Here is a 24,292-nt window from a genome sequence, read left to right as displayed (position 1 = left end):
CAGTGAGCAAGGATAGTAATATAATGTGTGGCAAACACACTAGGAGGCAACAAAAATGGAACAAGGTAAAGTAAAATGGTTTAACGCAGAAAAAGGTTTTGGATTCATCGAACGCGAAGGTGGAGACGATGTATTCGTACATTTCTCAGCTATCCAAGGAGAAGGTTTCAAAACACTTGAAGAAGGCCAAGATGTTACATTTGATGTAGAACAAGGTCAACGCGGACCGCAAGCATCAAACGTAAACAAAGCTTAATTCAACCTTATAGTATTTACAGACAGGCTCTCTAGGGAGTCTGTCTTTTTGTTTTTTGGCAATCCCTAGCAATATAAACACCCTAGTACATAAAACTTTTTAATAGCCATGACAAAATACCTTGACTATGTGAAGGAATTGAAGGATAATATACTTTTGCCTAGATATATTTTAAAACCTGAATTCATATACTTAAGATAGATAAAAGGGGAGACCAGGATGCTAAAAACACTGCCTTTTTCGGTAACAAAGGAAGATTCTTTTTATGATAAGCTTTCAGAATGGATGGGTGATGTTTTTTACGATATTCTTCCCGAAAAAGGATTCGAGCTACGTGACGAACAAATATTCATGGCTTTTCAACTAGAAAAGGCCTTTAAGGAAAAAAATATAAGTTTCGCAGAAGCTGGTGTAGGGACGGGTAAAACATTGGTTTATCTGTTATATGCAATCTGTTATGCCAGATACACCAATAAACCGGCAATCATTTCCTGCGCTGATGAGACTTTGATTGAACAGCTCGTTAAAGAAGAAGGCGACATACAAAAAATAAAGAGCGCCTTAGGTATTGAAGTGGACGTTAGGCTTGCGAAATACCACGATCAATATGTATGCCTAAAGAAGCTGGATCATGCTGTGAATCATGAGGATTCTGAGGGCATCGATCAGCTATTTGATGAACTCCCTAAATTTGTGCATAACAATTCTTCTATGAATGCTTATACGCCTTATGGGGATCGTAAACAATATCCATACCTCAATGATGAAGATTGGTCTAAAGTAGGCTGGGACCAGTTACAAAATTGCTTTACCTGTGATAAACGTCAGCGTTGTGGACAAACACTTTCCCGTGATCATTACCGGAAATCAAGTGACTTAATCATTTGTTCACATGATTTCTTCATGGAACATGTTTGGACGAAAGATAAGCGCAAGCGTGAAGGACAACTACCGTTATTGCCAGAACATAGTTGTGTAATCTTCGACGAAGGTCATTTACTCGAATTCTCTGCACAAAAGGCACTGACATATAAAGTGGGTGAACAAACCCTCGCTTCAGTTTTAGAGTTGTTAACAGCTAATCAAGTGCGTGAGGAAACGCTGTACATCATAGAAGATTTAATTGATATCAACGAAGAGTTTTTTGATTTGCTCGACGAAAAGGCAATTCATGTAAGTGGTTCAAACCGATATGAAATACCGATGTCGAAAGAAATCACCAATTTTGCTAAAAGACTTCATGAAAAGGTGGAAGAACTAGAAGAAAGCCTTGTTTTTGAATCGGAAATGTATACGATTAACGACTATGATTTGAAAGTCACTGAAGAGTATTTAGAACAGTTGGGATACTCACTTTCTCTCTTCGTGAAAGATGAACAAGCCGTTTCGTGGTTTGAAGAAAATGAAATGACTAAAACGTTGGTCATCATGCCTAGACTTGTCCAGGATATTTTATCTGAACAAGTATTCTCGAAAAAAATTCCATACATTTTTTCATCAGCGACATTATCCGATAATAAATCATTCCAATATATTGCGGATAGCTTGGGGATTAAAAAGTTCGATAGCTTCTCGGTTGAATCTCCATTTGATTATGAAGAAGTGATGAAGATGAACATGCCGACCTTTGAAAAAGGAGATCGGTTAGCTAAGCTCAATTATACAATGGGAACAATCGAGGAAAACAAAGGACGGACACTCGTATTGTTTCAATCAAAAGAAGAGTTGCTTTGGTTCAAGGAGAACTGCAAGAAGGGTGATTATCCTTTCTATTTTGAAGGTGAATCGGAGATTAGCGACCTTGTTAAAAAGTTTCAGGATGAAGAGCATTCCGTTCTGTTCTCCTATCATTTATGGGAAGGCCTGGATGTTCCGGGAGATTCATTGCAGAATGTAGTGATACACTCCCTCCCATTCCCGCCACATGATCCCGTATTCGAAGCTAAGAGGAACTCGGTCACCGATCCATTTGAAGCCGTTGACCTCCCGTATATGCTTCTTCGTTTACGTCAGGGTATTGGACGTTTAATCCGGACCAGCAACGACTCTGGAACTGTACAAATACTGATTGACAATGATTTATCAAATCAAGTTAAAGAAAAAATCATTTCTATCCTTCCGGTATCGCTTTAATAATAAACATGTTAAGGTCCAGGGGAAATCCCCTTGGATCTTTTTTGAATTCAATTCGTTCGTTCTGATGTGATTTTCCCTTGTATAATATGGTAAAGTGTAATGTGAAAGGGGATGTTTTATTTGACAGGTAGCGTGGAGCAAGTAGAAAGAGAATTTAAAGAATACGTCAAGAAAATATCGGCATATAACGAGGCGCTTGCACTCATATTCTGGGACTTGCGTACGGGAGCTCCCAAAAAGGGTGTGGAGCAACGATCTGAAGTGATTGGGGTGCTCTCCTCTGAAGTTTTCAATATGACCACAAGTTCCGAAATGAAGCGGTTTATTGATGGCCTCACAACAGAGAAAGCAGAACCAAAACTTAGTGAAGTAACGATGAAAATGGTACAGGAATGTAAGAAAACCTTTGAGAGAAATAATAAGATTCCAGCAGATGAATATAAGGAATTCGTGATATTACAATCCCGTTCGGAAAGTGCGTGGGAAGAAGCAAGGGAAAAAGCGGACTTTTCTATATTTGAACCTTACCTTGAGAGAGTTGTCGCCTATACTCGTAAATTTGTTGAATATTGGGGATACAAGGACCAGCCATACGATACTTTATTAGATATGTATGAACCGGGTATGACCGTTGAGATCCTAGATCGAGTATTTGGTGAGCTTCAGGCGAGCATCGTTCCCTTGGTCAAGCAAATTGCCGATAGTAAGCATCAACCTGGGACGGATTTCCTTTATAAGGAATTTCCTAAGGGAAAACAACAGCAATTCAACCACGAAGTTTTAAAACAAATCGGGTACGATTTTAAGGCTGGTAGGCTTGATGAAACCGTCCATCCATTTGCAACTGGAATCAATAGAGGCGACGTTCGTGTTACGACCCGTTATGACGAACGTGATTTTAGAGGCGCAATTTTTGGCACCATCCATGAGTGTGGCCACGCTATTTACGAGCAGAATATTGCTGAGGAGTTAACGGGTACACTACTTGATAGTGGGACTTCGATGGGAATCCATGAATCTCAATCTTTATTTTTTGAAAACTTCATTGGCCGAAGCTTAAGTTTCTGGAAAAACCAATATTCGCTTTTAAAGGAGTTTGCTCCCGAGCAGTTCGCGGATGTTATACTTGAAGATTTCTATCGTGGAATTAATGAATCGAAGCCTTCTTTTATCCGTATTGAAGCCGATGAGTTAACATACCCACTACATATCATGATTCGCTATGAATTGGAAAAGGCTCTCTTTAATGGTGAGCTTGAAGTGAAGGACTTACCAAGTGCATGGAACAAAAAATACGAGGAGTATCTGGGTATCATACCTGAAGATGATGCAGTGGGTGTTTTGCAAGACGTCCATTGGTCTGACGGAAGTTTTGGGTATTTTCCATCCTATGCACTTGGCTATATGTATGCCGCTCAATTTAAACATGCGATGCTGCAGGATTTACCACAATTTAATGAACTTTTGGAAGCAGGTAACATTGAACCTATCAGGAATTGGCTTAACGAAAAGGTCCATAAATTCGGTAAGTTGAAAAAACCCTTAGAGATTTTGAAAGAAACAACGGGGGAAGGTTTGAATGTGCAATATTTAATCGAGTATCTAGAAGAAAAGTATAAAGCGGTTTATAAAGTTAAATAACATGGATAAAGTGAAGCCTTGGCAACTTGCCAAGGCTTTCTTTAATCACCATAATTTAAAACCCTTTGAACCTGGTGGGGCATTTTGAATGATATCAATAAATGGAATGGTATAGGCGAAAAGAATAAGTGCTGCGGTTATTCCAAGCCATAATTTCCAGTTTTCAAAAACGAGAGAAATCGTTGCATCCTCATTTGATTCACCTACTGGGAATTCTTCATTTCCCTTTGGAGCAAAGAAAGCCAATTGGATGAAAATAATAATATATAAAACGATTCCAATAAATAGTATGGTTCCACCGATTGCCTGGGCGATTTGATAAGGAATCCACTCAAGTGCCTGTGCTGACTCCCCATAAGTAGAAAAAGATGAGCGACGAGGTGCACCCAGTAGTCCGGCAATATGCATAGCCCCAGACATGATGGACATTCCGATTGCCCAGAAGATACCTTGAATGATGGCTAATTTATTAAGTTTTTTAGTCAATATCCGTCCAGTCAAATGAGGAACCAGCCAATAAGAAATGCCGAAAAAAGTTAGAATTACTGAAGTGGCCAATGTTAAATGAAAATGTCCCGTTACCCATATGGTATTATGAACAACCTGGTTCAATTGGTTCGATGCATTGACAAGTCCCCCGGCTCCAGCTGGGACGAAAGCCACCATCCCGATAAAAGGAACGGTAAAACGGGCATCGCCCCAAGGGAGTTTTAGGAACCATCCGAATAAACCTGTAGCATTTTGTGAACGTCCGTATTTTTCAAAAGTGCCGAATAAAGAAAAAGCAGTCATTAAAGAAGGGATTACGACCAAGAAAGTTAATGCAACTTGTATATATTTCCAAACAGGGTCGATTCCTGGCTCAAGCAATTGATGATGAAGCCCGACGGGAATGGAGAACAACAGAAATAAAATAAAAGACATCCTCGCTAATGAATCCGAAAATATTTTACCGCCAATGATCTTAGGAATCACTACATACCAGCACATATAGGCTGGTAGCAACCAGAAATAAACAAGTGGATGACCAAAATACCAGAACAAAGTCCTGCTTGCTAAAATGTTAATCGAATCAACCCATCCTAAAGACCAAGGAAGAAGCTGGAACAAGACGGTGATAGCGACCCCTAACGTGGCTACGAACCATAATAAAGTATTGACCACAGCCATGAAACTTAATAAGGGGCTGGATTTTCCCTTGTTATTTTTCCGCCATTTATGGTATGTCACCAATAGGGAGCCACCGCTAAACCAACTGCCAACGATGACAAGTGTCAATCCCCCATAGAAAATAGGATGGGCTTGAAGAGGGGCATAAAAAGTATAAAGGACGGAAGCTTCGTTTAATAACACCATAAGAGCCGCCATTGCCGTTCCAACTGTCATTGTCCAAAAACCAACCCAGCCTGAGAATCTTGCCCATTTGGTTAAAGGTCCTATGGTTTTACTGACTGCTGAAAGATGAAACCCCAAAATGAAGAAGATCGTAAGAATTAGTGCGAGTAAAACGCCATGGACAGTAAGTAGTTGATAATAGGTTATTCCTGCAGGCAATTCGACTTTGCTTGAACGTACAAGTGTTTGAAGGAGTCCCGCAAAGCCCCCTAGTCCCAAGGCAATGATGGCAACATAGAAATGTGCCATGGAAAGCTTCGCATCAAGTGGGTGAATTTTTTCGTTATCAATAGCTTTTGTCATTTTGAAACCACCTCAATTTGAGAGCTCATCATATGGTGACCAACTCCGCAGTATTCATTGCATATAATTAGGTTTTCCCCCACTTTATTGAAAGTAGCGGTATATTCACTGACATAACCAGGTTCAAGCATCATATTGACATTTGTCCCGGCTACTTCAAATCCGTGGATGACATCCTTGGTTGTCGCAATGATTTTGACAGTCGCCCCCTTTGGAATCTCCACCTTTGCTGGGCTGTACGAAAAAGCCGAAGCCACAAATACTAATTCATAATCCCAATCCTTTCCGTCTACTTTATGTAATCCGGGATCATTGAAGGGGGCAGTGGTATCAACCTTTTCAGGGTCGATGGTTACTAAACAGCTTGGTGGCTGGTTCCCTAAATAGAAAGCACTTACCCCTAGAACTGTTAAGAAAATGAGTAGGGCGACCGTTCCTAAAATGAGCCAAATCTTTTCAAACTTATGCATATGCATCATTTATCCTCCTCACTTAACCTAAACGACCCGTAAATAAAAAATAAATGCTGACCCAAATCACTATTAGAAAAATCCCAAGTAGTAAAACCGAAGCGAGTGTGCCTTTCAAATCAGTATCTTGTTTTATTTGTGTTTTGTTCTTGCCAGTAGGTTCGGACATTTTTTCACACCTTTCCCATTAGAAAAAAATAGAGTAACTAAGCTACTTAATCATACAAAAGTACCAGATGAATAGTAGGTGTTTTTTCTCATTTCACAAATTGTTCAATCATTGTCTTAACAAGTTGGAAATAGGGGAATATTGAAACGTTAAGGAAAGTGTCGGTTTGAAAGGAAGGTGTATTGTGAAAGTATTGTGAAGTTTATGAACTTGCCATTTATATTCCATACGAAAGGATATCTCCAAGATGTATTTTTTGAATTTTCAAATAACACGAATGATAAACTAACATTTTAATTTAAAGTTCGTTTTTTTATCAAGTTTTTCTTTTCAAATTGTGAAGGCATTGTTATAATTCTTGTATTATTAAAAATAAATTTTTTCACTCGTATAATCGCAGGAATATGGCCTGCAAGTTTCTACCGGATTACCGTAAATAATCTGACTATGAGTGAGTAATAGATCTTGTCGCGACTTGAAGGGACTTTATATATCCTTTTTCATGAATGCCCAAGAAATATTGCTTCACTCTACTATGTGATGCAATGTTTCTTGGGCATTTTTCATTTACCAGGAAACAATGACATGACTTAAAATAATCAATCATCTTAGATTGGGAGGAATCTTCATGCAACTATTAAAAGAAAAAATCTTGTCAGAGGGGCAAGCGTTATCTAAAGACATTTTAAAAGTGGATTCATTCTTGAACCACCAAATGGATCCTGTGCTAATGAAAGAAATCGGTAAAGAATTTGTAAAACGATTTGCACATAAAGAGATAACAAAGGTGCTTACGATTGAATCTTCGGGGATTGGACCAGGTCTTATGGCAGCTTTGGAATTGGATGTTCCATTAATTTTTGCTCGTAAACGTAAATCCCTTACATTGACTGAGGGGCTAGTGACCGCATCGGTTCATTCCTTTACTAAAAAAGAAACGAATACTATCTCCGTATCGGATAAGTATATTAAAGCCGGTGATAAAGTCTTGATAATCGATGACTTTTTAGCTGTTGGACAGGCTGCTCGGGGGTTGGCGGATATTTGTAAACAGGTAGGCGCTGAAGTGGTCGGTATGGGAATTGTTATAGAGAAAGCTTTCCAAAGTGGTGGAAAAGATCTTAGGGATCAAGGTTTCCAAGTTGAATCCTTAGCAAGGATCAAGGAGTTGAACGTAGGCCAGATAACATTCGTTGAGGAGCGGGAAGGAGCTATCGTTCATGTCTAAAAATCAATCCCCATTGAAAGTTGCATCGTTAGGGTTACAACACGTTCTTGCAATGTATGCTGGTGCCATTGTTATCCCCCTTATTGTAGGTGGTGCGATGGGATTGAACTCAACACAGTTGACCTATTTAGTTTCAATCGACATTTTAATGTGTGGTATTGCGACTTTATTGCAAGTCGTAAAAATGAAATATTTTGGGATTGGCCTTCCTGTAGTACTTGGTTGTACGTTCACCGCAGTAAGTCCGATGATTGCAATTGGTACTCAGTATGGGATGAATAGCATTTATGGGGCCATTCTGGTCTCAGGTTTGATTGTGGTTTTGATCAGTAAGTTTTTTGGGAAGCTATCGAGGTTCTTCCCGCCTGTTGTAACAGGATCGGTAGTCACAATCATTGGAATTACGCTCATTCCAGTGGCCATTAATAATCTGGGGGGCGGACAAGGAGCGGTTGATTTTGGTTCCTTGAATAATGTAGCCCTTGGTTTTGGAACGTTGCTATTCATCATTTTGATGTATAAGTTCTCAACGGGCTTTGCCAGGTCCATTGCTATTTTACTTGGATTATTCTTTGGGACATTTGTGGCTTTCTTCATGGGTAAAGTAGAATTCAGTGCCGTAGAGGGCGCTTCATGGCTTCATATGCCACATTTTTTCTATTTCGGTTTTCCTGAGTTTAATATCACGGCCATCATAACCATGACCCTGGTTGCTGTAGTAAGTTTAGTGGAATCAACAGGTGTTTACTATGCTTTGGGGGAAATCACAGATAAAGAAATTTCTGAAGATGACTTGGCGCGGGGGTATCGTTCGGAAGGATTGGCCAGTATAATCGGTGGTCTGTTTAATGCATTTCCATATACGGCTTTTTCGCAAAATGTGGGCCTGATTCAATTATCGGGCATCAAAACAAGAAATGTCATTTATGTAGCTGCGAGCATGCTCATATTAATTGGTTTCGTACCTAAAATAGGTGCGTTCACAACGATCATTCCTCCATCCGTTTTAGGAGGCGCGATGGTAGCCATGTTCGGGATGGTGATTGCAGCGGGAATTAAAATGCTGAGCAGGGTGGATTTTTCCTCCCAGGAAAATTTATTGATCATTGCCTGTTCAGTAGGTATGGGAATAGGGGTGACGGTTGTTCCCGAGGTGTTCGCAAATATTCCTGGCGGCATCCAGATTCTAACCGAAAATGGTATCGTTGCTGGAAGTTTAACTGCGATCTTCTTGAATATCATTTTCAATGTTATCCCGACAAAAGGGAGAGTAAAGAAAGTGCGTATCGAAGGACAAAAAGTAGCCTGATTATTTTCACATGATCAAAAAATGAGACTGTCTTCCTTATCCGATTCGGTGGGGAGGCAGTTTTTATTTGTCCCCTAGGCAACTGAATTAAAATGGTTGGTTTAAAAAATAAAAAGGAAACTCTCTTCACTTTCTGAATATATTGTTAGTATCTGTTTAAGAAAGAAAGTGATAGGAATGGAAAAAAAATATTGTATGCATTGTCGGACCATTTTGAATCAGGAATGTAGATGTTTTGTCTGTGGGAAAGAGGAATTTCAAAACATCATCATCCAAGTACAAAATCAATCTTCCGTGGAGAAAGAAGAATGAAAGAACCCCCTTACCAGATATGAAGGTAAGGGGGTTCTTTCATGTTGAAACTAGCTTTCAATCATCAGGATAAAATGAAGGGTTCCCGCCCCTTCGAGGACGACAGGCAAATTGATGGCTTGATTGAAGCCGTACATTTTCGTTTGACCGACAAGGACGGTTGGTGGTGTTATATCCATTAAGGTATCATCATTTGCTAAGGAAGTTGCGAGATTACCTGCAAGCATATTACCAAGCTCTGCGGCGAACGATTCTAGCATTTCGCCATTTAGAGGCATTCCAAACATGACTTCGCCTATTTTACTTACACAGTCACTTGTTCCTTCGATAATTAATCTACCCCGAACGGCACCCGTCATTCCAATAAGTACAGAGATAGATTCCTGTTCAAAAGGTTGCATAATGAGGGAAGGCTTCTGGACATCCGAAGAAAAAGGAAGAACGGACTTCACTGCTGAAATCGTACCGTTTAAAACTTTCGTAATGCTAGCGCTGATTTCCATTTAAATTCCTCCGATTGTATGGTTAATCCTATAATATCAAATTTATAGGGTGAAATACCTATTTTATTGAAAAAAATAATGAAAAAATATGTATTTAAGACTACGTGGTTTTTTTAGAATCAAATTCAAAGGGAATGGGAAGCTTAACCATATATTGCTTAATAAGGAGTGAATTCATGTCATATCTTTTATCTGCTTCCCACATAAAACTCCCTTATCAACTTTCACAGGAAAAAATCATGGAGTTTTCCCGCGAAATTTTCGGTGCATCTTTTAAGAATATAGAACGATTATTGCAGGCGTTCAAAAACGGCCAAGTTGAAAATAGGTATTTTTCCAATGACCTGGATTGGTTTAGGGAAGATCATACTTTTCAAGAAAAAAATGAAGTATATGTTAAACAGGCTGTCGAATTCGGAAAAGAGGCCGTAGAAAAGTGTTTGGCTAATACTGATTTCTTGAAAAATGGGATTCATCCTAATGAAATTGACGCCTTTTTTTATATTTCAAGTACTGGAATAGCCACCCCAACCATAGATGCGAGAATCATGAATGAACTTCCTTTTAATTCTCATATGAAAAGGATACCGATATGGGGGCTGGGTTGTGCCGGGGGGGCAAGTGGCCTATCACGCGCATTTGAATATTGTAAAGCGTTTCCGAAAGCAAAGGTTATCGTATTGTGTGTAGAACTGTGTAGCTTAACCTTTCAGAAAAATGATATTTCCAAAAGTAATTTAATTGGGACCTCTTTATTTTCCGATGGAATTAGCTGTGTCTTGATCTGCGGTGATGATGCTAAGGTTGAAGGAAAATCAAATAAAGACCACCATCTGCATTTCTTGAATTCACAATCCACCCTTATGCCCAATTCATTGGATGTGATGGGGTGGGATTTGAAAGACCAGGGCCTCCATGTCATCTTCTCAAAAGACATACCTACTATCATCAAGGAATGGCTTAAACCGAACGTGGAAGACTTTTTAAAGGAGGAAGGACTTAGACTTGGGGATATTAAGGATTTTATAGCCCACCCTGGCGGAAAGAAGGTTATTGATGCCTATCATGAATCGTTAGGTTTCAACGAAGGGATGACGGCGGAATCAATGGCGGTTTTAAGAGAGTTTGGTAATATGTCATCGGCTACGATTTTGTATGTACTGGAGAGATTCATGAAGCGTAGTGGTCAAACTGGTCAATATGGTCTTGCTGCTGCATTGGGGCCAGGATTTTCATCTGAATTAGTATTAATGAGGTGGAACTGATGCTATTTGGGATTTTTATAGGCTTGATTGCCTTACAGCGCCTTGCTGAATTATACATCGCCAAGCAAAATGAAAAGCAGATGAAGAGAATTGGGGGAGTCGAGTATGGAGTGGACCATTATCGGTGGATGGTCCTCTTGCACTTGAGTTTCTTTTTAGCACTCATATTTGAGGTAGTTGGATTTACTAGAGCTTTTTCTCCCCTTTGGCCGATTTGGTTATCGTTGTTTTTATTGGCCCAAGTAGGCCGGGTTTGGGTGATCATGTCTCTTGGTAAGCATTGGAATACAAAAATCATAGTCGTTCCTGACGCGGAAGTAATCATCAAAGGCCCCTATAGGTATGTTAAACATCCGAATTACCTCATCGTGGCCACTGAAATAATCGTTATTTCACTGTTATTCAATGCTTATTATACAGCAATGATATTCAGCCTTTTAAATGTCTGGATGATGTCAGTGAGGATACCACTAGAAGAAAGGGCTTTAAAAGAACATACGGAATATTCTACAGCTTTTAAGCAAAAATAATAAAAAGTTTGGTTTTCTTATTGAAAATGATTATCGTTCGTGATAAGATTCTAAATGAAGATGAAAATTATTCTCAATGGTTGTATTGAAAAGAAAAACTATGACAATTAAAACTAAAAATGTACGAATATAAAAGAGGATGGTGTTTTGTAATGATTTGGTTATTCATTTTATTGACAGTCGCTACATATACATTTGTGATGAAACATGTGTTGAATAATATCCAAAAACCGGCTAAGGTGAATCGTTCTTTAACCCAGTCAAATAACGAAAATCAAGCTAGTTACCACCCAACACCCTCACCTCGGTAAGAATCTGCATTCAGTAAAGCAATAAGCCTTATGAAAGCCCACAAAATTGTGGGCTTTTTTGAGTTTTCCAATGCATTACGGCGTCTTTTACTAGTAAAACATCAAGCAAACGGTATGAATAACAAACGAAATCGTTTACAATAGGAGTATCAAAATGACGATAGAATAAGGGGTATGGAAAGATGATTTCTGAAGTAACCAAGCAACAGTCTAAATTGGGGATTTTGACTGCCATGTATGAAAAATTCCAATTGGCAGGTGATACGGGTAATGCCGATAAACTGAAACAGTTAATCATGAAAGTGAATAAAGAAGAATTTATCATTGCTTTTTGTGGTCATTTTTCCGCAGGGAAATCAAGCATGATCAATTACTTTTTGGGTGATCAAGTATTGCCTTCGAGTCCGATTCCTACGAGTGCCAATACAGTTAAAGTTCAAAAAGGAGATGACTATGCCAAGGTCTTTTATCATCATCAGCCACCGGTAGTATTTCCTGCACCATATGATTTTAAAGAGGTAAAGAAATTCGCCAAGGACGGCGATTCCGTATCGGCCATTACCATTAGCTCCAATCAGTTTCAATTGCCAGATTCTTGTGCAATCATGGATACGCCGGGAATTGACTCGACCGATGATGCTCACAGGGTATCGACTGAATCAGCCTTGCATCTAGCAGATGTCGTTTTTTATGTTATGGATTATAACCATGTCCAATCTGAAGTGAATTTCCTTTTCACGAAAGAATTAGTAGAAGCGGAAAAACCGACGTACTTAATTATCAATATGATTGATAAGCATGATGAAAATGAGCTGAGCTTCCAGAATTTTAAATTATCGGTTTCAGAAGCTTTTGCGAATTGGAATGTATATCCTGATGGAATCTTTTTTACGTCTGTTAGAGATTTGGACAATAGCGAGAATGAAATTGAAACTGTGCGGAATTTTCTGTATGAAATGGCGGAAAATGGTTTGTCGAATGGCAAGGACGCCATTATGCAATCTGCGAATGCTCTTGTTGAAAGACATCTTATCTGGTTAAAAGAGCAGTATGAAGAAGAACATGCCAGTGAATTTGAAGTACTGTCGGAGCTTCCTAATGAAGAGCGGATAAAGTTGACAGACCAAGTGGATAAACTAATCAAGGAAAAGGGATCTTTAACGGATCGCTTGGAGAAGATAAAAGCCCAGTTTGCCGAGGATTTGGAAGTCATTTTGAAAAGCGCGTATATCATGCCGGCAACTACTCGCGATTTGGGAAAATCATTCTTGGAATCCGTCCAGCCCGATTTTAAAATGGGATTATTATTTGCAAAGAAAAAAACGGAAGCTGAACGTGCGGAGCGCCTTCAATCCTTCTTAGCTGATTTGCAAGAAAAGGTTAAGACTCAACTTGAATGGCACCTTAAAGAGTTGGCGGTAAAGACTCTTACTGAGGCAGAAGTACATGATGCAACGCTAGAAAGTGATGCCCAGACATTACATATCGAGATTACAGAAGAGTATATCCGGAAATCTCTGAAACCACAGGTCAATGTTACAGGGGAATATGTATTGAACTATACCAATGACCTAGCTTCCACGATTAAAAAGAAGTCCCGTGATGAAGCGGATGTATTTTTCAATAAAGTGATTGTCGCCCTGGAAGAAAGAATTGGTTTACAATCAGAATCCATTGATAAAGAGCTGGAAGGTTTTGCTGATTTTGCAGAAGCCCTTAAGGTTACAGCAGCAATGAACGGTGAAATAGCCGCTCATAAGGAACAGTTGGATGCCATTGCCAATCAGACTGTACAGTCAGCCAAGGAAAGTGATATCGAGGCACTTCTGACTCAATGGGATGAAGAAGATAAAAATATCAAGGTTAAAATAATGAATACGAGTGAAACCGAAGCGGTAAATCAGGAAAAGAAACAGAAGCCATCCCAAACGTCCATGGAAGAAAAAAAGGTGCAAATCGAATCGGTCACCCCTTCTATGAGTAAAGGGGACTTACGTGGTAAGGAAAAATTGATGGATACGGCAAGAAACTTACAAAGTGCAGCCAAACTGATTCAACCTTTGAAAGGTTTCCAATCGCTCTATAAAGAATTAACAGAGAAGGCGAGTAGACTCGAAAAGCAGACATTCACTGTTGCATTATTCGGTGCTTTCAGTGCCGGCAAGTCATCTTTCGCCAATGCATTGATGGGGGAAACCGTTTTACCGGTATCACCGAACCCTACCACTGCCGCAATCAATAAAATCTTGGCTTCGGACAGTGAACATCCACATGGTACAGCGACTGTTAAATTAAAAACCGAAGAAATGCTCCTAGAGGATGTGAAATTGGCTTTAAGTGCGTTTGGTCAAACTGCCAAGTCACTGAGTGAGGCACATCAACTAGCTTTGGAGATTATCGAAAAAGCGGGTGAAGTGGATAAAGGGAAAACTCATCTATCCTTCCTTCGTGCGTTCCATCAAGGAATGCCGCCATACCAAAAAGATTTAGGGTCAGTCATAACGGTGGATTTGGAAGGATTCAAGAGTTTTGCAGCAGAGGAATCGAAGTCATGTCTCGTGGATTTGATTGAATTACGTTACGACTGTGAAATGACAAAGCAGGGCATGGTGCTTGTCGATACCCCTGGAGCGGATTCCATTAATGCCAGGCATACTGGAGCTGCCTTCGAGTATATTAAAAACTCGGATGCGATTCTCTTCGTGACCTATTACAACCATCCCTTTTCAAAGGCTGATCGAGAATTCCTGATCCAACTTGGTCGCGTTAAGGATTCTTTTGCAATGGATAAAATGTTCTTTATCGTCAATGCAGTCGATCTTGCCCAGAATACCGACGAGTTGGAAGAAGTGATGGAGTATGTTACGGATCAATTGAATGGCTTCGGTATCCGTTTTCCAAAGCTATTCCCGCTTACTAGTAAAGGTGCTTTGGCAGAAAAGAAACTTCCTGGTTCATTCAAGCACTCTTTCCTTCAGGATAGTGGCATAACGGAATTTCAATTGCAATTCGATTCGTTCATCGAACATGACTTAACGGGGCTTGCAATCGAATCGGCGCAGGCGGCTGTACGAAGGACCGAAGAATTAATGCGTGATGTTATTACGGCCTCTAAGCAAGATGAGAAAGCCAAGCAAAAGGCCCTTGAGACATTGGCGCAAGAGGCTCAGACCATAACAGGCATTTTGGAAGTCATTAAAGGGGATGCCGAAAAACTACGGTTGAAAAAAGAGATTGATGAATTGACTTTCTATAGTAAACAACGGGTGTTTTTCCGGTTCAATGACTTTTTCAAGGAATCATTCAACCCTGCTGTCATAAAGGACGATGGACAGGACTTGAAACAGGTCCTTAAGTTAGCCTTAAAGGACCTACTCGAATCATTAGGATTTGACCTATCACAGGAAATGCGTGCCACAGCATTGAGGACTGAGATGTTCGTCAATAAATTGTTGAATGAAAAACAAGTCGGTTTGCTCCAACAGATCCAGAATGTCCGAAAAACAATTTCGTTACAACCATATGAACCAAGTGAGAAAGAGTCCCTTGAGTTCACAAGTGCTTTTAACCAAATGGATGCGGGTGAATTCAAAAAAGAGTTAGCTCAGTTCAAGAATCCAAAAAGCTTCTTCGAAAAAAATGAAAAGGTAAAAATGAGTGAGGATATCCAATTGCGCTTGGATGAGCCTGCCTTAATTTACGTGAAAGAACAGGGTGCCCGTCTTTTTGAATTATATACAACGATTCTGGATCAGGAATTGCTATCGATTCAAAAGAAATTCCAAGCGGAAATAGCCGATGTGTTTGCTGGGTTACGTGCTGCTTTAGAGGAAAAGGTAGATTTACCTTACTATGAGGCTGCTGTAGAAAAATTGGTAAAAATGAATTCTTAGAATAATAATGGAAACGAGGTTACTTTATGAAAGAAAACCTTATTTCACTTTTGTCCGAACTTGAAAAGCGTGAACATATTAAAATCATGATGGCTGCTGTAACAGGCAGCCATTCTTTTGGTCTATCATCATCAAGTTCGGATTTCGATGTCAGATTTATTTATGTCCAAAATGAAGTCAAAACCTATTTATCGATAAGCAAGCCTGTCGACTCCATCCAGTTGGTTGAGGGCTCTTTAGACCTCGTAGGATGGGATTTGTTCAAGGCCTCCCGGCTCATGTTAAAGAGTAACCCTTCTGTTTATGAGTTAGTTACGTCTCCCATTCAACTTATCGACGAGCCAACCTATCGCAGAAATATGCTAAGTTTAATGAATGTAGCTTATTCCAAAAAGGTTTTAGGGCATCATTACCTCCGCATGATTAAGAGCAATATTCAACGATTGGCTGAAGAAAAGGATACGGAAATTAAAACGTTTAAAACTTGGGTACAAGTTTATCGATCGTATTTGACGTTACACTATCTAATCCAAAAAAAATCGCTACCACCCATAGATGTGTGGGAATTGCTGGAGTCCGTGGTGCTTGAAGAAGATATGAAAAAGAGGATGACTACAATATTCATGGCTAAAAAAAACGAAGATTTTCCGAAACTTGCAAGTGAAGAAAATCTTAAGGTCTTGAAAGGAACATTCCCCTTCTTGGAAGAGAATGTAACAAAGCTTCCGGTGGGAAGGGACATGGAGAAGGAACTCAATCATATAAATTGGTCCATTCTAAAGGGGGAGATAGTAAAATGGGATATATAATAGAGGTAGAAGAGTTAATATCCATGAGCAAATTAGAGGATGTCAGAATTTGTGATTGCCGATATAAGCTTGGGTCACCAGAAGTGGGCGGTAAAGAATACGAAAAAGAACATATTACAGGTGCCGTATATTTTGATTTAGAAAAAGACTTATCTGGACAGGTTGAAGAACATGGAGGGAGACATCCGCTTCCGAATTTGGTTCAGTTTAAAAATAAGCTAGAATCATATGGAATAACCAACGATACAATTTTAGTTGCCTATGATGGTGGGGAGGGTAGCTTCGCTTCAAGATTCGTTTGGCTGCTTTCCTATATTGGGCACCAGAATGTCTACATCCTGAATGGTGGATATCAGGCATGGAAGGATGGAGGGTACCCTTCGGATTCCAGTATACCAGAATATAAACAGGCAGAATATCGACTACACATACATGAACCCATTTTGGCTTCTTACGAAAAGGTGAAGGAGTTTAGCGAAAAGAGACCGGATGACGTGGTGTTGATAGACTCAAGGGAAACTAAACGGTTCTTAGGAATTGTAGAGCCTATCGATAAAAAGGCAGGGCACATACCGGGGGCAATCAATAAGGTATGGACGAATGTTCTTGACGGGGGATATTTCTTGAAAAGGGATGAACTGAAGAAAACATTCGAGGGTATTAGCGGTGATAAGGAAATCATCGTTTATTGTGGTTCAGGTGTGACGGCTTCTCCCAATTATATTGCACTGAAGGAAGCCGGTTTCACTAATGTCAAGGTATATGTAGGAAGCTTCAGTGACTGGATTTCCTACCCGGATAATCCTATAGGATGATTAAGTTATTTCCAATTAACAATCCTCAAAAAGGTGTACAGCTATGGTAAAATAGATATACATCATGATAGAGGTGATAAAGTGTTAACGAATGAAAAAGAACAGCAGCCTTCCTTTATGCTTGTCGATGGAATGGCACTTTTATTTAGAGCCTTTTATGCAACGGCTGTCACAGGCCAGTTTATGATTAATTCTAAAGGGGCCCCCACAAATGCTGTACAGGGTTTCTTAAAGCATATGCTCACAGCGGTAAATCATTTCTCCCCTAGTCATATTGCAGTTTGCTGGGATATGGGTAGTAAAACTTTCCGTAATGAATTATTTGATGGGTATAAGGCTAACAGAACGTCTGCCCCAGTTGAAATGATTCCACAATTCGAATTAGCGAAACAAGCGGTCGAGGCTTTTGATATTCCTAATATAGGGCTTCCGGGGTATGAGGCGGATGACTGTATCGGTACCATTGCAAAAGCTTCAGCCAATCATAGTCGCGTCGGAATCCTAACGGGTGACCAAGACATGCTTCAGCTGATTGAAGATAACATTTCCGTCCTCTTACTAAAAAAGGGTTACGGCAATTATGAAGTGCATAATCCCACTAGTTTCTTTGAATGGAAAGGGATTACCCCTAGACAGATGATCGACCTTAAAGCATTGATGGGTGATACTGCAGACAATTATCCAGGTGTAAAAGGGATTGGGGAAAAAACAGCGTTGAAGTTATTGATACAATATCAAAATATTGAGGGTATCCTGGAAAATGTTGCTTCATTGACGAAGGGACAGCGGACAAAGATTGAATCAGCCCTTGATATGCTTCATTTATCAAGGCAGCTGGCGGAAATCAAATGTGATGTTCCGATATCATGTACCTTAGATCAGGCGATCTATCAATTCGATCGTGAAAAAGTCCAAAATCTTGCCAGGGATCATGAATATAAAACACTATTGCGGATGCTATAAAATGAATGAGCGAATTCCTTATGATGGGGAATTCGTTTTTTATTTAAATAGGGGTTTTTGTCGAAAAATGGATAGGCAAAACCCCTAATTTACGGTAAGATGTAAAAAGTATGAATGATGGAGTGGATGCAGTAGTGGGGCAATCAACTGAAGAATATGTGAGATTTCTTGAAGGAAAAGGTTTCTCTTTCGGAGATGATGCCATAGGCTTTATTTATTTTGGCAAACGGTACACGGAAGCGAGTGATACTTTAGTCAATACGGCAATCGAATTGACCTTGAAAATCCAAAAAAAGTTTGATGGCAGTTTTTATATCTCTTTCCTTGAAAACCTAAAGCAAAATGGCATTGAAACGCGCTTTGCAGCGGTAGCGTTCGCTAAAGAACAAGGTTTACTTAAATAGGCTGGACTTCGTAAGTAGAAGTCCAGCCTATTTACGTTACTTCCCTCGGTATAGATTTTCTTTGTGGAAGTTCAGCAAGAATCATGCCGGCAAAAATGAATCCACAACCGGTTAAAGAAGCGACTGTCAATTTTTCATCAATCCATATGTATGAGGTCAATGCAGCAAATACAGGTTCCATAGAAAAAATCAAGGCAACCCTAGTGGGCGTCGTATACGCCTGAAAATAGGTTTGTGCAAAAAAAGCAAATGAGGTGGCCAAGACTGAAGTTACTAATAGGGCCGTCCAAACCTCTGGCTGTAGCATGACCTCAGCCTTGAAGACTACTGAATAATTCTCACCAAAAAGCAAGGCGGAGAGAAAGGATAAAAGGGATACCGTTCCTATTTGTATTAGCGTCAATGGAAGCGCCGGAAGGGTTTTTGCATATTTTGCGGTCGTGATGATTTGCATGGCAAAGCTTAGGGCACACAGAAACACTAAGAAATCCCCGACATTCACAGATGAATGGTCAACGAATGCCATTAAGTAAAGGCCAAAAGTTGCAGCAACGACTCCCAAAACCGTATTGCGTGACAGCTTCAATTTGAGGAGCACCAAAGAAAAAACGGGGACCATCACCACACTTAATCCAGTAATGAAGCCTGTCTTTGCAGGAGTCGTTAACTCTAGCCCTTTTGTTTGAAAGGCATAACCCAAGAAAAGCCAAACCCCGATATGAAGTCCTGCCAACATTGTTTCTTTATGGTATCTATTCCCTTTTTTATGTAAAGTCAAAAAATATGGTACAAGCAAAAACAGAAAGGCAATGAGAAAGCGGACAGCATTAAAGCTAAAGGGTTCGAGAAAAGAGATGGCATTTTGAACCATTACAAATGTGACACCCCAAATAAATACCACGAATAGTAAAGTTGCATCAGCAGTCTTTTTCATGTTGATCCTTATTCAGACGTATGGCCCGTCGAGCTAACTCATCCGCCGATTTATTCTCTATACTTGGTATCCATTTCACGAAAAACAACTCTAGTTGGTCGGTTAGTTTAAGTGCTTCATAAAGTAAGGGCCCGTATTTCTTTTTAGCAAATTTCTTTTCAATAGCCTGGTTAATTGCCTGGGAATCCGTACGGAATGAGACGACTTGATAATTACTGGCAACACAAATCTCTAAAGCCTTAATTAATGCATGGTATTCCGCCTCGTGGTTTTCCATACAGCCAAGTGGAATTGAATGACGCTCTACCACACCGTTATTATTTATGAAAATGCCTGCGCCACTTGGTCCAGGGTTTCCGGCACTTGCACCATCTATATACACTTCAATCATGATGTTCCTCCTCGAGTACACAATATTAATATGATATGATTAAAACTTGTTTCCTATATCATTCTCACTTTGGAAACGAAAAATATTTCATTTCCAAAGTGAGAAATTCGTGTTGTTTAGGGAACTACTATAAAGGAATATTATAAGAATATTTATTAGTATATTTTATATTATAGATGGTATTACGGAAAATAGGTATGAAAATTGTCGAACTTAATCGTATGAAATAGAGCGATTTTAAGGAGCTGAAAATCATTGAAAGTAATCATGCATTGGAAATATAAAACCTCCAGGAAACCTTCAGCGGATTTCACTTCAGATTGGCTTGATGCCGGAAGTGCTTTAATCATAGCTGACGACCTTGAAAAAACGGGCCGACTGAAGGACGTAGAATTCAAGGATGATTTCGATACAACATGGACGAAGAAAGAATTAAAGAAACTTTTGACAGTGGTTGAAGAGGAGCCGCAGGATGTGACGGTCTTTTTTGATGGGGGCTACCAAAAAGATCAAAAAACTGCTGGAATAGGCGTAGCCATTTATTATCGGCAGGGAAAAAAACACTTCCGCAATCGCTCGAATGTAAAGCTTGAACAATTGGAATCCAACAATGAAGCGGAGTATGCTGCATTTTATGAGGCGTTGAATCGGATGGAAGACTTGGGTGTGCATCATCAAAGCTGTTCCTTTAAAGGAGATTCCCTTGTTGTATTGAATCAATTGTCGGGAGATTGGCCATGCATGGAAGAGACCCTAAATAAATGGTTGGATCGCATAGAAGCGAAACTGGAAAAGATGAAAATCATTCCGGTCTATAAGCCAATTTCGCGGAAGGAGAATCAGGAAGCGGATCGTTTGGCAACACTCGCTCTTCAAGGTGAATCCATTTTTAGTAATTTGGAAATTATTGATCAAAGGAGTCGTAATAGCGATGAATCGGAAAAAAATATATGAAGAAGTAGAAGAGGTGATTGTATCTTACTGCCAGGATTGCTTTCTGCAAAAACAATTCCGAAAAGATAAAGGTCGTTCATATGCTCATAAGTTCTGTATATCACAGTGTACTGTGGGAGAAAAATTAAGAGAGCTGGGAAACAAACTGGTTGATGATACACAGGTATAAGAAGTGGGTCCTACTTTTTTCACAATAACATAGAATAATATGGTATTATGGGGAAAAAGAAGGAAAAGTGTGGAGCTATGAATAAAAGAAAAGGAAAGTTAAATAAAGAGTGGAAAGTACCGCTTACCATTCCCGAAATCGATTCTTTGTTGGAAGAACTGAATAAAAAGACAAAAGAAAACCAAGAGTCGTCAGTTAGTGACCTTTATGATAAACAAAAAATGGGGGATCACCTACACCACCAAATAAACGATATTACGGTACAAATAAAGAATATATTTGATGACATACGCAAAGAAGAGAAAATTCAACGCAGGACAATTGACGGAATTCAAGCGGAAATTGTCCCAGTCATTCAAGAGGCAGCCAGGATTCCGGATATTTACTACTTATTCGAAGAAATGCAGTCCAAAAACGAATATACGTATAAGCATAATATAGGGGTCGGGATCATAGCGACCTATTTAGGGAAGAAGCTCGGATTGTCGAGTGAAAGTCTCTCCAATCTTACATTAGCGGCAACCCTTCATGATGTTGGTAAAACTAGGATACCTGAGAGTTTATTAGACAAGCCGGGGAAACTAACCTTAGCAGAATATGAAGAAATGAAACGGCATACGATTTATGGATACGAGCTACTTAAGAACATACCAGGGCTCCATCCTTCTATAGCATTGACGGCACTTCAGCACCATGAGCGTGAGGATGGGCATGGATATCCATTAAACCTGAACGGGAATAATATTTACTATCTTTCCAAAATCGTAGCAATAGCTGATGTGTTTCATGCCATGTCCTCAAATCGGGTTTATCATCAGGCCATGCCATTTTATATGGTCATCGAACAAATGAACCGAGATGTATTCGGAAAATTCAATCCTGAAATTTTGTTGGTATTCATTAATTCCTTGATGGAAACGCTAGTGGGAAAAGAAGTCATGCTGACGAATCAGCAGATTGGGACGATTATCATGATAAACCCATATGACCCTCTTAAAGTACTGATGAAAACCGATGCAGGTTTCGTGGATTTAAGAATGGAAAAGGAATTACAAATTGAGCGGATCATGAGTTAATGAGACAAAGAGCCGGATTTAAATATCGGGCTCTTTGTCCTTTGGCTTTACCGAATCGAAATAGGCTTTTAACATTACTCTATTTTCAACGAAATCGGCAATTGTATATTGATCAAGAACCTTAAGAAAAGCGTCTAAGGCATTATTAAGTACAAATTTTAAAGAACATACGGGAGAAATCACACAGTTATCATCATCTTTGAAGCATTCTACTAAGTAAAAATCTTCCTCCGTTTTACGGACCAATTCTCCAACATTTATCTCATCAGGTTTTTTTGCCAGCCGTAACCCACCATTTCGTCCGCGTACTGTCTCAATATAACCCAATTTACCAAGGTTATAGACAATTTTCATCAGGTGGTTTTTCGATATATGATAGACTTCAGAAATCTCTTTTATATTTGTCAACGTGCTTTGTTCCTGGGAAGCTAGGTAAATCAAAACTCTTAGTGAATAATCTGAATAACTCGTTAGCCTCATGTTTTTCGCCTCACATTCTATCCCTTTGACTATATCATAAATGTGAACATTTTTTAACATCAATGCTAAAGTGCTAAAAAGAAGTATTCTAGATATTGCTTTTATCGATATTTGGTTTTAAGATAAACATGTATTTAAAATACTTGTTTTTTTAAAAAGAGGAGCCTAAACATGTTATCTCAAAAAACCATTGATATCATAAAATCCACCGTGCCTGTATTAGAAGTGCATGGTACTACCATTACAACTGTTTTTTATAAAAATCTTTTTGAAGCCCATCCAGAGCTATTGAATATTTTTAATCACACTAACCAGAAAAAGGGGCGTCAACAAAACGCATTAGCGAACACGGTGCTAGCTGCCGCTAAATATATCGACCAGCTTGAAACGATTTTACCGGCAGTTAAACAAATTGCTCAAAAACATAGGAGCCTTATTGTGAAACCTGAGCATTATCCTATTGTCGGAGAATACTTATTGGCTGCTATCAAGGAAGTGTTGGGAGATGCAGCTACCGAGGAAATCCTTCAAGCATGGGGAGATGCATACGGTGTCATAGCTGATGTTTTCATTAACATGGAGAAGGAAATGTATGACCAGGCATCTAACCAGAATGGGGGATGGACTGATTTCAAACCGTTTACTGTTATTAAGAAGGTACGGGAAAGTGAAGTCATAACTTCTTTCTATTTAAAACCTGCCGATGGAGAAGCTGTCCCATCATATTTACCTGGGCAATATTTAACAGTACGCATCGAAATCCAGGGTGAACAGTATTTATTCAACCGTCAATATAGTTTATCGGATGCACCAGGAAAAGAATATTTCCGTATCTCCGTCAAAAAAGAAAAAACACAAGTCTCTCCTGATGGAAGGGTCTCGAACCACCTGCACGATGCCATTCAAGTTGGGGATAGTATTGAGGCGACGGTTCCTGCAGGAGACTTTACCCTGGACTTAAAAAAACAATCACCAATTGTCTTTCTTAGCGGAGGTGTTGGAATCACGCCTTTCTTGAGTATGATGCATTCCCTTGCTGACCTACAGTCTGAACGTGATGTACAATTGGTCCATGCTTGTGAGAATGGGGCAGTTCAGCCGTTTAGAGAAGAATTGGCAGGACTTTCACAAAAGCTAGTAAACTATCAATTATCGTATGTTTTCAAGAACCCTAGTAAAGAAGATCAAGATCTTCCAAATTATGAAAAAAAAGGATACATGGATGTTGAGCTTTTAAGCAATCATATTAAAGCGGATGCAGATTATTATGTATGTGGTCCTGTACCATTTATGAAAACGATCATCACTCACTTGAAGGAGCTAGGGGTCGATTCCGAAAAAATTCATTATGAGTTTTTCGGTCCAGCAATGGCCCTTTAAGATTTAGTAAGGCACCTGGAATGTTGTTGACATCACGACGATAATTTTGCATACTATATTAAAACAATGAACGTTGAGAGAAGATTAGTATGCGAAATATTACTGTGACAGAGAGCGGAGTTTATAGCTGGAAGACCCGCGACAGAAAAGCGCAGAACCTGCTTCTTGAGTCCTATGCAAAACATAGGCGCGAACC

24 protein-coding genes, 1 riboswitch and 1 other annotated feature (1 of these 26 cut by a window edge) are annotated in these 24,292 nt (G+C 39.5%); of the genes, 17 read left to right on the top strand and 7 right to left on the bottom strand.

Translation table 11 applies throughout. From position 1 onward, the window contains the following. Positions 1-55 precede the first annotated feature (55 nt). The 3 genes from ACQKIC_RS14415 (at position 56) to ACQKIC_RS14405 (ending at position 4,033) form a co-directional block, all read left to right on the top strand. Entirely contained in the window at positions 56-256 is a 201-nt protein-coding gene (locus ACQKIC_RS14415) for a cold-shock protein (RefSeq protein ID WP_034307871.1), read from the top strand. A 219-nt stretch (positions 257-475) separates the two neighbouring features. Next, entirely contained in the window at positions 476-2,389 is a 1,914-nt protein-coding gene (locus ACQKIC_RS14410) for an ATP-dependent DNA helicase (protein ID WP_427591761.1), read from the top strand. Between the two features lie 123 nt (positions 2,390-2,512). After that, positions 2,513-4,033: a carboxypeptidase M32 gene (locus tag ACQKIC_RS14405; RefSeq protein WP_427591762.1), complete on the top strand. Its 1,521-nt coding sequence runs from the start codon at positions 2,513-2,515 to the stop codon at positions 4,031-4,033. A gap of 45 nt (positions 4,034-4,078) precedes the next feature. Here ACQKIC_RS14405 and ACQKIC_RS14400 read toward each other — a convergent pair whose 3' ends face one another. The 3 genes from ACQKIC_RS14400 to ACQKIC_RS14390 are packed head-to-tail and all read right to left on the bottom strand — an operon-like array spanning position 4,079 to position 6,370. Further along, entirely contained in the window at positions 4,079-5,731 is a 1,653-nt protein-coding gene (locus tag ACQKIC_RS14400) for a b(o/a)3-type cytochrome-c oxidase subunit 1 (protein ID WP_427591763.1), read from the bottom strand. Continuing rightward, the gene (locus ACQKIC_RS14395) at positions 5,728-6,207 is read right to left on the bottom strand and encodes a cytochrome c oxidase subunit II (protein WP_402869078.1); all 480 of its coding nucleotides are present in this window, start codon (positions 6,205-6,207) and stop codon (positions 5,728-5,730) included. The genes ACQKIC_RS14400 and ACQKIC_RS14395 overlap by 4 nt, the downstream gene beginning before the upstream one ends. Positions 6,208-6,223: 16 nt before the next feature. Beyond that, positions 6,224-6,370, bottom strand: coding sequence for a cytochrome c oxidase subunit 2A (locus ACQKIC_RS14390; RefSeq protein WP_427668665.1), 147 nt, complete (start codon positions 6,368-6,370; stop codon positions 6,224-6,226). 366 nt (positions 6,371-6,736) lie between these two features. Further along, positions 6,737-6,838: riboswitch (purine riboswitch) on the top strand. Positions 6,839-6,998: 160 nt separating this feature from the next. Between ACQKIC_RS14390 and ACQKIC_RS14385 the strand changes: the two genes are divergently transcribed. Continuing rightward, complete coding sequence (locus ACQKIC_RS14385; RefSeq protein WP_427591764.1) at positions 6,999-7,598, top strand: xanthine phosphoribosyltransferase; 600 nt, start codon at positions 6,999-7,001, stop codon at positions 7,596-7,598. Further along, a complete protein-coding gene (locus ACQKIC_RS14380; protein ID WP_427591765.1) occupies positions 7,591-8,907 on the top strand; it encodes a nucleobase:cation symporter-2 family protein in 1,317 nt (438 codons plus the stop codon). The genes ACQKIC_RS14385 and ACQKIC_RS14380 overlap by 8 nt, the downstream gene beginning before the upstream one ends. Positions 8,908-9,269: 362 nt before the next feature. Here ACQKIC_RS14380 and ACQKIC_RS14375 read toward each other — a convergent pair whose 3' ends face one another. After that, positions 9,270-9,722: a chemotaxis protein CheX gene (locus tag ACQKIC_RS14375; protein ID WP_427591766.1), complete on the bottom strand. Its 453-nt coding sequence runs from the start codon at positions 9,720-9,722 to the stop codon at positions 9,270-9,272. A 176-nt stretch (positions 9,723-9,898) separates the two neighbouring features. Between ACQKIC_RS14375 and ACQKIC_RS14370 the strand changes: the two genes are divergently transcribed. The 8 genes from ACQKIC_RS14370 (at position 9,899) to ACQKIC_RS14335 (ending at position 18,712) form a co-directional block, all read left to right on the top strand. Beyond that, the gene (locus ACQKIC_RS14370; RefSeq protein ID WP_402869071.1) at positions 9,899-10,987 is read left to right on the top strand and encodes a type III polyketide synthase; all 1,089 of its coding nucleotides are present in this window, start codon (positions 9,899-9,901) and stop codon (positions 10,985-10,987) included. Continuing rightward, entirely contained in the window at positions 10,987-11,517 is a 531-nt protein-coding gene (locus tag ACQKIC_RS14365) for an isoprenylcysteine carboxyl methyltransferase family protein (RefSeq protein WP_402869069.1), read from the top strand. The genes ACQKIC_RS14370 and ACQKIC_RS14365 overlap by 1 nt, the downstream gene beginning before the upstream one ends. A gap of 152 nt (positions 11,518-11,669) precedes the next feature. After that, positions 11,670-11,828, top strand: coding sequence for a hypothetical protein (locus ACQKIC_RS14360; RefSeq protein WP_402988084.1), 159 nt, complete (start codon positions 11,670-11,672; stop codon positions 11,826-11,828). A 182-nt stretch (positions 11,829-12,010) separates the two neighbouring features. Beyond that, positions 12,011-15,721, top strand: coding sequence for a dynamin family protein (locus tag ACQKIC_RS14355; RefSeq protein WP_427591767.1), 3,711 nt, complete (start codon positions 12,011-12,013; stop codon positions 15,719-15,721). Positions 15,722-15,747: 26 nt separating this feature from the next. Then, positions 15,748-16,530, top strand: coding sequence for a DNA polymerase beta superfamily protein (locus ACQKIC_RS14350; protein WP_427591768.1), 783 nt, complete (start codon positions 15,748-15,750; stop codon positions 16,528-16,530). Beyond that, positions 16,518-17,345: a sulfurtransferase gene (locus tag ACQKIC_RS14345; RefSeq protein ID WP_403079409.1), complete on the top strand. Its 828-nt coding sequence runs from the start codon at positions 16,518-16,520 to the stop codon at positions 17,343-17,345. Before ACQKIC_RS14350 ends, ACQKIC_RS14345 begins: the two co-directional genes overlap by 13 nt. A 117-nt stretch (positions 17,346-17,462) precedes the next feature. Then, positions 17,463-18,308, top strand: coding sequence for a 5'-3' exonuclease (locus tag ACQKIC_RS14340; protein WP_402869869.1), 846 nt, complete (start codon positions 17,463-17,465; stop codon positions 18,306-18,308). A gap of 110 nt (positions 18,309-18,418) precedes the next feature. Next, complete coding sequence (locus tag ACQKIC_RS14335; RefSeq protein WP_402869063.1) at positions 18,419-18,712, top strand: DUF6123 family protein; 294 nt, start codon at positions 18,419-18,421, stop codon at positions 18,710-18,712. Between the two features lie 31 nt (positions 18,713-18,743). Here the strand turns inward: ACQKIC_RS14335 and ACQKIC_RS14330 are convergent, their stop codons facing one another. Together ACQKIC_RS14330 and ACQKIC_RS14325 are read right to left on the bottom strand one after the other, a co-directional pair. Beyond that, entirely contained in the window at positions 18,744-19,646 is a 903-nt protein-coding gene (locus ACQKIC_RS14330) for a DMT family transporter (protein WP_427591769.1), read from the bottom strand. Further along, positions 19,630-20,037, bottom strand: coding sequence for a reverse transcriptase-like protein (locus ACQKIC_RS14325; protein WP_402869059.1), 408 nt, complete (start codon positions 20,035-20,037; stop codon positions 19,630-19,632). Before ACQKIC_RS14325 ends, ACQKIC_RS14330 begins: the two co-directional genes overlap by 17 nt. 255 nt (positions 20,038-20,292) lie before the next feature. On the opposite strand from ACQKIC_RS14325, the gene ACQKIC_RS14320 reads away from it, so the two are divergent. The 3 genes from ACQKIC_RS14320 to ACQKIC_RS14310 all read left to right on the top strand — a co-directional run bounded on the left by ACQKIC_RS14320 (position 20,293) and on the right by ACQKIC_RS14310 (position 22,236). Continuing rightward, the gene (locus ACQKIC_RS14320) at positions 20,293-20,991 is read left to right on the top strand and encodes a ribonuclease H family protein (protein WP_402869057.1); all 699 of its coding nucleotides are present in this window, start codon (positions 20,293-20,295) and stop codon (positions 20,989-20,991) included. Further along, positions 20,969-21,160 carry a zinc-finger domain-containing protein gene (locus tag ACQKIC_RS14315; protein WP_402869055.1) on the top strand — a complete coding sequence of 64 codons (192 nt, stop codon included), beginning with the start codon at positions 20,969-20,971 and terminating at the stop codon, positions 21,158-21,160. Before ACQKIC_RS14320 ends, ACQKIC_RS14315 begins: the two co-directional genes overlap by 23 nt. 77 nt (positions 21,161-21,237) lie before the next feature. Beyond that, on the top strand, positions 21,238-22,236 hold the full coding sequence (locus ACQKIC_RS14310) for an HD-GYP domain-containing protein (RefSeq protein WP_402988097.1): 999 nt from the start codon (positions 21,238-21,240) through the stop codon (positions 22,234-22,236). A gap of 18 nt (positions 22,237-22,254) precedes the next feature. Here ACQKIC_RS14310 and ACQKIC_RS14305 read toward each other — a convergent pair whose 3' ends face one another. Further along, positions 22,255-22,716, bottom strand: a complete 462-nt coding sequence (locus ACQKIC_RS14305) for an RrF2 family transcriptional regulator (protein WP_402869867.1) — start codon at positions 22,714-22,716, stop codon at positions 22,255-22,257. Between the two features lie 171 nt (positions 22,717-22,887). Here ACQKIC_RS14305 and hmpA point away from each other — a divergent pair, with 171 nt between their 5' ends. After that, positions 22,888-24,096 carry an NO-inducible flavohemoprotein gene (gene hmpA, locus ACQKIC_RS14300; RefSeq protein WP_427591770.1) on the top strand — a complete coding sequence of 403 codons (1,209 nt, stop codon included), beginning with the start codon at positions 22,888-22,890 and terminating at the stop codon, positions 24,094-24,096. A 64-nt stretch (positions 24,097-24,160) separates the two neighbouring features. After that, positions 24,161-24,292: a binding site (T-box leader), on the top strand (it continues 83 nt past the right edge of the window).

The organism is Peribacillus sp. NPDC046944 (assembly GCF_050272735.1).
GTDB lineage: Bacteria > Bacillota > Bacilli > Bacillales > DSM-1321 > Peribacillus.
Note: the sequence above shows the minus strand (reverse complement) of the source record. Positions and strands in the feature narration are given on the sequence as shown.

Coding starts and splice junctions, on each gene's coding strand:
- ACQKIC_RS14310 (WP_402988097.1), top strand. CDS start 21,238: ATGAATAAAAGAAAAGGAAAGTTAAATAAAGAGTGGAAAGTACCGCTT.
- ACQKIC_RS14330 (WP_427591769.1), bottom strand. CDS start 19,646: ATGAAAAAGACTGCTGATGCAACTTTACTATTCGTGGTATTTATTTGG.
- ACQKIC_RS14370 (WP_402869071.1), top strand. CDS start 9,899: ATGTCATATCTTTTATCTGCTTCCCACATAAAACTCCCTTATCAACTT.
- ACQKIC_RS14365 (WP_402869069.1), top strand. CDS start 10,987: ATGCTATTTGGGATTTTTATAGGCTTGATTGCCTTACAGCGCCTTGCT.
- ACQKIC_RS14375 (WP_427591766.1), bottom strand. CDS start 9,722: ATGGAAATCAGCGCTAGCATTACGAAAGTTTTAAACGGTACGATTTCA.
- ACQKIC_RS14360 (WP_402988084.1), top strand. CDS start 11,670: ATGATTTGGTTATTCATTTTATTGACAGTCGCTACATATACATTTGTG.
- ACQKIC_RS14305 (WP_402869867.1), bottom strand. CDS start 22,716: ATGAGGCTAACGAGTTATTCAGATTATTCACTAAGAGTTTTGATTTAC.
- ACQKIC_RS14385 (WP_427591764.1), top strand. CDS start 6,999: ATGCAACTATTAAAAGAAAAAATCTTGTCAGAGGGGCAAGCGTTATCT.
- ACQKIC_RS14325 (WP_402869059.1), bottom strand. CDS start 20,037: ATGATTGAAGTGTATATAGATGGTGCAAGTGCCGGAAACCCTGGACCA.
- ACQKIC_RS14315 (WP_402869055.1), top strand. CDS start 20,969: ATGAATCGGAAAAAAATATATGAAGAAGTAGAAGAGGTGATTGTATCT.
- ACQKIC_RS14350 (WP_427591768.1), top strand. CDS start 15,748: ATGAAAGAAAACCTTATTTCACTTTTGTCCGAACTTGAAAAGCGTGAA.
- ACQKIC_RS14335 (WP_402869063.1), top strand. CDS start 18,419: ATGAATGATGGAGTGGATGCAGTAGTGGGGCAATCAACTGAAGAATAT.
- ACQKIC_RS14410 (WP_427591761.1), top strand. CDS start 476: ATGCTAAAAACACTGCCTTTTTCGGTAACAAAGGAAGATTCTTTTTAT.
- ACQKIC_RS14340 (WP_402869869.1), top strand. CDS start 17,463: ATGCTTGTCGATGGAATGGCACTTTTATTTAGAGCCTTTTATGCAACG.
- ACQKIC_RS14355 (WP_427591767.1), top strand. CDS start 12,011: ATGATTTCTGAAGTAACCAAGCAACAGTCTAAATTGGGGATTTTGACT.
- ACQKIC_RS14380 (WP_427591765.1), top strand. CDS start 7,591: ATGTCTAAAAATCAATCCCCATTGAAAGTTGCATCGTTAGGGTTACAA.
- ACQKIC_RS14400 (WP_427591763.1), bottom strand. CDS start 5,731: ATGACAAAAGCTATTGATAACGAAAAAATTCACCCACTTGATGCGAAG.
- ACQKIC_RS14395 (WP_402869078.1), bottom strand. CDS start 6,207: ATGCATATGCATAAGTTTGAAAAGATTTGGCTCATTTTAGGAACGGTC.
- ACQKIC_RS14345 (WP_403079409.1), top strand. CDS start 16,518: ATGGGATATATAATAGAGGTAGAAGAGTTAATATCCATGAGCAAATTA.
- ACQKIC_RS14390 (WP_427668665.1), bottom strand. CDS start 6,370: ATGTCCGAACCTACTGGCAAGAACAAAACACAAATAAAACAAGATACT.
- hmpA (WP_427591770.1), top strand. CDS start 22,888: ATGTTATCTCAAAAAACCATTGATATCATAAAATCCACCGTGCCTGTA.
- ACQKIC_RS14415 (WP_034307871.1), top strand. CDS start 56: ATGGAACAAGGTAAAGTAAAATGGTTTAACGCAGAAAAAGGTTTTGGA.